Below are 8,536 nucleotides of genomic sequence, written 5' to 3'. Positions count from 1 at the left end.
CGAGCCCGTCGAGCCAGCGGTACCTGCTGCACCTGCTGTACCTGAAGTACCCGCGGTCGCTGTGGCGCCCGGCACGGACGTGCCGGCCTCGGCGGGCAGGCGGAACGATTCGATGCGGTTGGATGTCGAAGGGGTGATGGATGCAGGCATGTCGGCTCCCTCCTTCAATGCGCGGCCGCGGTGTCGCGGGACGTCGATGTGGCACGGGCCAGGCGCGCGAAGTCGCGCAACCAGGCGGCGAAGCCGTCGGCGAAATCGGCGGCGCTGCGACCGTCGACCGGGCAGCGGGACATCAGGCGGGCGCGCGCGCGTCGCGGGCCACGGCGACGCCGGCGAAGACCATCAGCGTCGTGTTGGCCTGCAGCGCGAGCCGCCGTCGCTCGAGCGTGTCGAGCGCTTCGGCGCCGAGGTCGGACACCAGCACCAGCGTGTCGGTCCCGTCTTCGCAGGCCAGGCCGATCGACACGCCGTCCAGCGTGAACGATCCGCTGCGCGCGCCGGCCAGCGCGTCCGCGGCGGGCAGGCCCGCTTGCAGCAAGGCCCCATGCACGCGCACGAGCACGCGCTCGGGCGCTTCCAGGCATGGCGCGTCGACATCGGCCGCAGCGGTCGCATCGACACCGCGGCGCTGTGCCGCATTCGCGGGCCCCGCGGCAGCTTCAGTCGTTCCGGACATGCCGGCCGTTGCCGCCGTCCCGGCCGTTGCTGCGGTTGCGGCCGCTGCTGCCGCTCCGGCCTGCGCCGTCACGCCCTCGAGCAGTGCCTGCCGCAGCTGCAGCAGCCCGGCCAGTTCAACGGCGAGCAGATCGGGATGCGCGTGCCCGGCGGCGGTGCGCAGGATCAACACCGCCTCGCCGTCGTCGTTCAACCCGAAGGCCTCGTGGGTGGCGACCAGCGCCTGCCCGGTGGCGAGCAGCAGCGCGTCGCACCAGGCCGCCTCGTCGACCGCGGCCGGACGCGCGGCGCGCGTGACGGCCAGCCAGGGCCCCGTCGGTTCGTCGTGCAGCGGATGCAGCGACAGCGGCTGCCCGGCGAGCTCGATCAGGCCCGTGGCGGCGAAGTGCCGCGCGACTTCGGGGCTGGCGCCCAGCCGCAGCGCGGCCTCGCGGCGCCAGTCGGCGATGACGCCGGTGACGTCGGCGGGCGTGCCGGCTGAAACGGTGTCGGCATGAGCGGGGATCGTCCCGTTCGCCGGAGGTGTCGTCGACGCAAGGATGGTCGTCATGGAAGCTCCCTGGCCGAGTTGTTGGGTGATGGGTTCGGCCGGCGATGACGATAGGCACACCGCGATGACGACAGCGAGACGGACGCGAAGCGGGTGGCGTCGAAGCGAACGCGCCGACGCGGTCGACCGCGGGCCCCGACCGGTCCTCGGGCGCAGTCGGCTCAGTAGCCGCGCGTCCCGACCGCCGCTTCCGCCAGCGCCGGCAGCACGTCCTTGAGCTTCTCCCGCGCGCGCACCAGGCGCGCCTTCACCGTGCCCGAGGGGCAGGCCATGATCCGCGCGATCTCCTCGCAGGATTCGCCCTGGCAGTAGGCCAGCTCCACCGTCGTGCGCTGCTCCAGCGACAAGGCGGCGAGCCCGTGACGCACCCAGTCGCGCAATTCGCGATCGGGGCCGTCGTCGAAGAACGGTTCCGCCTCGGCGAGTTCCGCCTCCGGCACCGCCGAGGCATTGATCTCCTGTCCGACCTCGCGGTCCCGCAGCGCCTTGAGCATGCAGCGATACGCGATGCCATGGGCCCAGGTCGTCACCCGCGAGTCGCCGCGGAAGTTGGCGGCGCTTTTCCAGACCACCCACAGCGCGTCGTTGACCGCCTCTTCCACCACATGCGGGCGCGAGCAGCAGCGCTGGATGAAGCGCGTCAGGCGCGGCTGGAAGTGGCGGTACAGCTGCTCGAACGCCGCGCGGTCCCCGGCGCCGGCCGCCTGCAGCCAGGCCCCGAGCAGGCCTTCCATGTCCTCGTCCCTCATGGCGCCACCTCGAAGGCCAGGACCTGCGTCACCTGTTGCGGCGAGAAGTTGTCGTCGGCCACCATCACCAGCGTGCGACTGCCGTCGGGCCGCACCGGTCCCCAGGCCATGCCTTCGAGGTCGTCGATCGGTCCCCGCGCGCCGGCGGCCTGCAGGTCGAGGATCAGCCGCTTGCGCATCGGCACGAGCGCCGCGTCGCGCAGCGAGGCCACGGCCGAGACGTCGGTGGCGCCGTCGACGCGGGCCTCGTACAGCCGCACGCGGAACTTGAAGACTCGCTCGGCGACTTCCCGGCCCGAGCGCTCCAGCACCAGCAGCGTGCCGGCCGGCGTGACCAGCACATCGCTGACGCCGTTGTCGGACCGGCGCTGACCGCCCGTCGGCGCCTCGGGGACCGGCTCGACCGGATAGGCGTACTGCCCCAGCACCCGGCCCTGCCGGTCCAGGTGGGTGAAGCGGGTCAACGCGCCCGCCTCGCGTGTCGGCGGCTCGCCGTCCTCGATCAACGGCGCCTCCATGCTGGCCCACACGGAGCCATCCTCGGCCAGCGCCAGGCCTTCCAGGCTGAGGTTGTCCCGGGCCCCGCGCGGCTCGTCGGGATGCACGCGCAGGCGCTCGGGCAGCGGCAGCTCGCCGGCGAAGCGGCCGTCCCGCTCCGACCAGCGGATGAAGGGCTGCAGGCCGCGCGGGCGGTCGCCCTCGCTGGACCAGAGCAGGCGCCCGGTCCGCGGGTCCAGCCGCAAGGCCTCGGGATCGGGGCTGTCGGGCGGCGGCTCGCCGGGCCGCGTCGGCGCGCGGACATTCGGATAGGGCTGGCCGTCCCGCTGCAACAACGGGGTGAGGCCGGTCACGCGCAGCTCCTCCAGGCCCTGCGCGTTCCAGCGGATCCTGGCGGTGTAGAAGCGCGCGGGGGCGTGCTCCGACCGGTCGTCGCTGAGCAGGTACCAGGTGTCCTCGACGGGGTCGTAGTCGAGGCCGGAGATGCCGCCGAGATGGCGCAGCAGCGGATCGGTCGCCACGCGCGGAATGACGGTCTCGCCGATGAGCCGCAGGCGCATGGGCGGCTGCGCCCAGGCCACCGTCCCCGGCGCACCTGCCGACGCTTCTGCCGCCGCACCCGTCGCCGCGTCCACCGCAACGCGTGCCGCCGCACGCGCGTCCACCGTCGAGGTCACCGGCGCGCAGCCGCCCAGCAGGAGCGCGACCGCGGTCACGGCCCCGACGAGGATCGCCGCGCCGCCGGGGCGGGTCACCGGGGAGCGCTTCACAGCTCCATCCTCACCCACAGCACCACCGTGCGCGGCGCGCCGATGAAGTAGCGCCCGATGCTGGAGGGGCTCGTCATCAGCTCGGGCGCGACGCCGGAGAGGTAGTGCTTGTTGGTGATGTTCTCCAGGTTCAGGCCGAGGGTCAGGTGATCCCACTGGTACGACCCACTCGCGCCGAGCAGCGTGTACGCCGGCATGCGCTCGTCGACGCCGCTGTTCGCCACCCGCGGATTCGCGTAGTAGCCGGCCTGGCTGGACACGTGACGGAGATTGACCCCGAGCCGCCAGGCATCGCCCGGCCGCCAGGTCGCTTCCAGGAACAGGTTGCGCGGCGCGATGCCGACCAGGTCCGCGCCGTCGCGGATGAAGCCCTTGGCCGGATAACCCTGCGCATCGACGTCGCCCAGCGCGTAGCGCGCCTTCTGGTAGGTGAAGGCGCCATACAGGCGCCAGGCCGCGCCCACGCGGGCATTGGCGCTGAGTTCGATGCCATCGATGCGGCGGCCCTGGTCCACGTTCTCCGACTGCAGCGTGCCGGCGATGTCCGCGGCGACCGTCTCCTTCGAGCGGATCGAAAAACCCTGCACGCTCAGCGCGTAGCCGTCGCCCTTGTGGCGCAGGCCCAGGTCGAAGGCCTTGGCGGTGTCCATGTCCTGCGGCCGCAGCGCCGCCGCCATCGTGGTGGCCGCGCCGCCCTCGAGCGTCGCGTCGGTCATCGTGGCCGCGTTCTTGGCGTAACCCGCGAACAGCTCGGTGTTCGCGCCCAGCGGCACCAGCGCGCCCAGCTTGGGCAGCACGCCGGAGTTCACCCGCGCCTGGTTGACGAAATCCAGCTTGCCGGTGCGCGAGTCCTGGATCGGCGCGCGGTAGTCGACCCGGTTGTCGAGGTAGGTGACGCCGTAGTCCAGCTTGAGCCCGCCTTCCAGCAGGCTGCTGCGGTTGGCCAGGTAGACCATGGTGGAGCGGTTCTTCCAGTGCTTGTCCTCGCTGATCGCGACCGGCGTGTCGGCAAGGGCCGGCCCGGCGGCCTCGTCGAGGACCGGATACCAGCGCCGCACCTGACCGCGCTCGTAGCTCTCGTACCAGGCGCCGGCGCGCCAGTCGAGCAGGTCGCCATGCCGCGCGCCCACTTCCACCAAGGCGCCGTTGCGCGACAGGTCGTAGTCGTTGGCGCGGAAGTACAGGCTGCGGGCCGAGCCATCGAGCCCCGGATAGCCGCCGTTGCCCAGGCCCGTCTCCTTGCCGGTCCCGTCCTGCCCGTGGTGATAGGCCTTGGCCGAGACCTTCAAGCCGCCCAGCGTGGTGTTCAGGCTGAGGTAGCTCAGCCGGTCCTCGCGCGGGTTGCCCTTGAGGCCGCGGTAGTTGCGGTCGACGCCGGGCACGCCGGTCCAGTGGTCGGTGTAGCCGTCCTGCTTGGGATCGGTCTGGAACTGCCTGAGCGTGACGATGTTGCTGGCGCTCGTCTCTTTGCGCTCGTTGAAGCTGGAGTAGAGCTTCAGCGTGGTGTCCTGGCCCAGGCGCCAGGCCAGCTTCAGGTCGGCATGGTCGCGGGTGTCGTGGCCGGAGGGATCGTCGACGTAGGAGACCTGCCACTGCTGCCGAGACACGCTCAGGTAGGCGGTGAGTCCGGGCGCCAGTTCGCCGCTGTCCACGCGGGCATAGAGCCGGCCGAGCTCGGCGCTGCCCGCGGCGGCTTCCACGCGCAGGCCGAAGGCACGGCCGGGATCCTGGGTCAGGTAATCGATGTGGCCGGCCAGCGCCTGGTGGGACGGCGCGCCGACGATGCCGGCCGACTGCGACACATCGATCGCCGCCAGGTTGCTGCTGTCGAAGAAGCGCGTGGGCACCGAGCCGCCGCCCAGCGTCGTGCGGCCGTTGGGGATGCCGTCGATCGAGAAGCCGATGCTGTCCTTGCCGAAGCCGCGCATGCTGATCGTGCTCTCGAAGCCGTCGCCGCCGAAGGCGTTGGACGAGCCGACCTGGATGCCGGACACGCGCTCCAGCAGCTTGTCGGCCGAGACGCCGGTCGGGTAGTGCTCCAGGTCGGCCGCGGTGATCTTCACGTTGGCGCGCGACTGGCGCAGGCCGATGGACTCGCCGGTCACCGTCACCTGGCCCAGCGACTGCGAGCGGGCGGGCACCGGCGCGGGCGAAGGCGCGATCGAAGGCGCGGTATCGCCGGCGGCTTCGCTGGCGGGCCGGGCCGGCGCGGAGGCCTCTTGGGCCAGGACCGGGGCGTGGGCGGCGACGAGCAGGGCCGCCAGGGGCAGCGGTGCGAACGGAAGGCGGGCGAGAGAGCGCATGGTGGAGGAGCTTTCAGCGGAAGGACCGGGAACGGGGTGGAGGGGTACTGCGCGGATCGGGCCGGATGATCATCCACTGGTACGTACCACGTCAATCTGGTCACAGCATGTTTTCCGCAGAACTTCGGGTTTTCCTTCGGAAGCAACAGCTGTCACAGCCTCGTAAAACGGCCATGCGATGCGGACTGGGAGCAACCCTGTTGACCATCTGGTACGTACCATGAGAGCATTGCCGGACATGAGCAAACGACCCGCCGAGGCCTCCGCGCCCCCTCCCCGCTACCGCCAGGTCGCCGACGCGCTGCGCGCCGCCATCGACGACGGGCGCCTCGCCGACAACGAGGCCCTGCCCTCCGAGCGCGAGCTCACCGAGCAGCACCAGGTCAGCCGCGACACCATCCGCAAGGCGGTGCGGCTGCTGGAGGACCACGGACTGGTCTACAGCGACCACGGCCGCGGCACCTTCGTCGCGCCGGCGCTGGTGCGCCGCATGTCGCGCTACATCGACGGCTTCTCCGAGGACACGCGCCAGCGCGGCGGCCTGCCCAGCCAGCGCATCCTCAACCTCGAGTTCAGCCCGGCCACCATGGCCATCGCCCAGCTGCTGCAGCTCGAGTCCGGCCACCCGCTCACCCGCGTGCGGCGCGTGCGCCTGACCAACGGCGTGCCGGTCGGCCTGCACGACGCCTACTTCCCGCTGCCGCCGGGCGTGAAGCTCGAGCTGCAGGAGGTGGAACGTGCCCGCTCGCTGTACCAGCTGCTGATGGAACGCGCCGGCTTTGCGCCGGTGGAAGCGGTGGAGAACCTGTTCGCCGCCAGCGCCGACGCGGAGGAAGCGCGGCTGCTCGGCGTGCCGGAAGGCGCGCCGCTGCTGGTCTGCGAGCGCATCACGCTGTCCGAGCGGCGCGAGCCGATCGAGTACTGCCTCATGAAGTACGTGTCCAGCTACCGGTACAGCGCGCGGATCACGCAGTCCAGCCGGCTCGTCTGAGCGCGCCGGCCGCCCCCTCCCGGCACCGCCGTCGATGCGCCCCGCCCTCTGCTTCCTCCTGCGTCAGCTCCTGTGGCTGCTGGCGGCCGTGGCCGTGCTCTACGGCCTGAAGGCCGCAGGCGAGCGGCTGCTGCCGCGCGCCCAGGCCGGCCACGCGGTGCGCGCCGTGCTCTTCATCAACGGCACGCTGGGCGACAAGTCCTTCTTCGACGGCGCGGCCAAGGGCATGCGCGAAGCGGCGCGGCAGTTACCGGTCACGGTCAAGATCGTGGAGGGAGGCACCGACCCGACGCGCTGGCTGCCGGCTCTGACCGCGCTGGCCGACAGCGGCGACTACGACCTGATCGTCACCGGCACCTACACGATGGCGCCCTATGTCGAGCAGCTGGCGCGGGCCTATCCGGAACGTCGCTTCGTGCTCTACGACGCCGCCGTGGACGCCGGCCGCTGCGCCTGCCGCAACGTGCGCTCGCTGCTGTTCCGCCAGAACGAGGGCGCCTACCTGGCCGGCTGGCTGGCCGCGCGGCTCGACCGGGCCGGCCTGCCGGGCGTCGCGCCCGGCGGCGGCCTGGGGGTGATGGGCGGCATGCAGTTCCCGGTCGTCGACGACTTCATCGTGGGTTTTCGCGCCGGCGCCAAGGCCGCGGATCCGGACCTGCCGGTCGCGACCCAGTACGCCAACTCCTTCTCCGATCCGGCGCTGGGCAAGGAGATCGCCAAGACGCTGTTCGGCCGCGGCGCCGGCATCGTGTTCCATGTGGCGGGCGCCAGCGGCCAGGGCGTCAACGAGGCCGCGCTGGAAACCGGCCGCTACGCCATCGGCGTGGACGTGGACCAGTACGCGCTCTACCGCCCGCGCCAGCCGGCGCTGGCGGCGCGCATCCTCACCTCGGTGGTCAAGAACGTCGACGTCGCGGTGCTGGAGGCGCTGCGCGTGTCCCTGCGGGAGCCCGCGGCGCCGGGCGGTGTCGTGTCGCTGGGCCTGGCGGAGCGCGGCGTGAGCCTCGCGCCCCGCGCAGGCCTGCTGGCGCAGTGGCCGCCCGCGCTCTGGCAGGAACTCGAGCAGGTGCGGGCGGAGATCGTTGCCGGCCAGCGCCGCGTGCCGAGCGCCTTCTCGGCGAGGACGCCCGGATGAGCGCCGCGATGAACACGCCGTTGAACATCGCAGCGAGCGCCGCAACGAGCCCCACAACGAGCGCCGCGATGAACACCGCGATGAGCGCCTCATCGGGCACCCCGCCCAGCAGCGCGCCGATCGGCGCCACCCCGCCCGGGCGGCTGTCGCTGCACGGCGTCTCCAAGCGCTACCCGACCGGCACGCTGGCGGTGGACCAGGTCAGCCTGTCCATCGCGCCGGGCGAGGTGCATGCCATCGTCGGCGAGAACGGCGCCGGCAAGTCCACCGTCATGAAGATGCTCTACGGGCTGGAGCAGCCCAGCGCCGGGGAGATCCACTTGGATGGCCGGCCGGTGCGCTGGCGCACGCCGCGCGAGGCGATCGCCGCCGGCATGGGCCTGGTGCCGCAGCATGTGACGCTGGTGCCCTCCTTCACCGTCGCCGAGAACGTCGTGCTCGGCCAGGAGCCGCGCCGCGGTCCGCTGCTCGACACCCGCGTCGCGATCGAGCAGGTCGCCGAGACGGCGCGCCGCTTCGGCCTGCCGCTGGATCCGCGCACGCCGGTGTCGCGGCTCTCGCTGGGCGAGCAGCAGGCGGTGGGGCTGCTCAAGGCGCTGCACCAGGGCGCCCGCATCCTGATGCTGGACGAGCCGACGGCGGTGCTGGCGCCGCAGCAGGCCGCGGCCTTGATGACCGCGCTGCGGCGCTACGCCGACCACGGCCTGGCGGTGATCCTGATCACGCACCGGATCGCGGAGATCCGCGAGGTCTCGGACCGCTTCACCGTGCTGCGCGGCGGCCGCGTGGCCGGCAGCGCCGCGACGCGGGACGTCGGCGAGGCGGAGATCGCCGCGATGGTGGTGGGACGCGCCGTCGCGCCGCG

General features: G+C 72.4%; 8 protein-coding genes. 3 read left to right on the top strand and 5 right to left on the bottom strand.

Annotation, left to right across the window (positions count from 1 at the left end; translation table 11 throughout):
- Positions 1–164 precede the first annotated feature (164 nt).
- From FUT87_RS31085 to FUT87_RS23695, 5 genes are all read right to left on the bottom strand, one after another.
- Positions 165–293 (bottom strand): hypothetical protein, encoded by a 129-nt coding sequence (locus tag FUT87_RS31085; RefSeq protein ID WP_255511994.1) that lies wholly within the window; start codon positions 291–293, stop codon positions 165–167.
- The gene (locus FUT87_RS23710) at positions 293–1,225 is read right to left on the bottom strand and encodes a hypothetical protein (protein ID WP_147242590.1); all 933 of its coding nucleotides are present in this window, start codon (positions 1,223–1,225) and stop codon (positions 293–295) included. The genes FUT87_RS31085 and FUT87_RS23710 overlap by 1 nt, the downstream gene beginning before the upstream one ends.
- Before the next feature lie 161 nt (positions 1,226–1,386).
- Complete coding sequence (locus tag FUT87_RS23705; protein WP_147242589.1) at positions 1,387–1,974, bottom strand: RNA polymerase sigma factor; 588 nt, start codon at positions 1,972–1,974, stop codon at positions 1,387–1,389.
- Positions 1,971–3,242, bottom strand: coding sequence for an esterase-like activity of phytase family protein (locus FUT87_RS23700; RefSeq protein WP_147242177.1), 1,272 nt, complete (start codon positions 3,240–3,242; stop codon positions 1,971–1,973). The genes FUT87_RS23705 and FUT87_RS23700 overlap by 4 nt, the downstream gene beginning before the upstream one ends.
- Positions 3,239–5,545 carry a TonB-dependent receptor gene (locus FUT87_RS23695; RefSeq protein WP_147242178.1) on the bottom strand — a complete coding sequence of 769 codons (2,307 nt, stop codon included), beginning with the start codon at positions 5,543–5,545 and terminating at the stop codon, positions 3,239–3,241. Before FUT87_RS23695 ends, FUT87_RS23700 begins: the two co-directional genes overlap by 4 nt.
- Positions 5,546–5,783: 238 nt before the next feature.
- Here FUT87_RS23695 and FUT87_RS23690 point away from each other — a divergent pair, with 238 nt between their 5' ends.
- From FUT87_RS23690 to FUT87_RS23680, 3 genes are all read left to right on the top strand, one after another.
- Positions 5,784–6,536: a GntR family transcriptional regulator gene (locus FUT87_RS23690; protein WP_147242588.1), complete on the top strand. Its 753-nt coding sequence runs from the start codon at positions 5,784–5,786 to the stop codon at positions 6,534–6,536.
- A 34-nt stretch (positions 6,537–6,570) separates the two neighbouring features.
- Positions 6,571–7,671 (top strand): BMP family protein, encoded by a 1,101-nt coding sequence (locus tag FUT87_RS23685; RefSeq protein WP_147242587.1) that lies wholly within the window; start codon positions 6,571–6,573, stop codon positions 7,669–7,671.
- A partial coding sequence (locus tag FUT87_RS23680) for an ATP-binding cassette domain-containing protein (RefSeq protein WP_255511993.1) occupies positions 7,668–8,536 on the top strand: 869 nt, incomplete at its 3' end. The genes FUT87_RS23685 and FUT87_RS23680, both read left to right, overlap by 4 nt.

The sequence above is a fragment of the Mitsuaria sp. TWR114 genome, assembly GCF_007997345.1.
This window is presented reverse-complemented; position numbering and strand designations above follow the sequence as displayed.

What these genes read in the sequence shown, in the direction of transcription:
- FUT87_RS23690 (WP_147242588.1), top strand. Translation starts at nt 5,784, where the DNA reads ATGAGCAAACGACCCGCCGAGGCCTCCGCGCCCCCTCCCCGCTACCGC.
- FUT87_RS23710 (WP_147242590.1), bottom strand. Translation starts at nt 1,225, where the DNA reads ATGACGACCATCCTTGCGTCGACGACACCTCCGGCGAACGGGACGATC.
- FUT87_RS31085 (WP_255511994.1), bottom strand. Translation starts at nt 293, where the DNA reads ATGTCCCGCTGCCCGGTCGACGGTCGCAGCGCCGCCGATTTCGCCGAC.
- FUT87_RS23695 (WP_147242178.1), bottom strand. Translation starts at nt 5,545, where the DNA reads ATGCGCTCTCTCGCCCGCCTTCCGTTCGCACCGCTGCCCCTGGCGGCC.
- FUT87_RS23705 (WP_147242589.1), bottom strand. Translation starts at nt 1,974, where the DNA reads ATGAGGGACGAGGACATGGAAGGCCTGCTCGGGGCCTGGCTGCAGGCG.
- FUT87_RS23685 (WP_147242587.1), top strand. Translation starts at nt 6,571, where the DNA reads ATGCGCCCCGCCCTCTGCTTCCTCCTGCGTCAGCTCCTGTGGCTGCTG.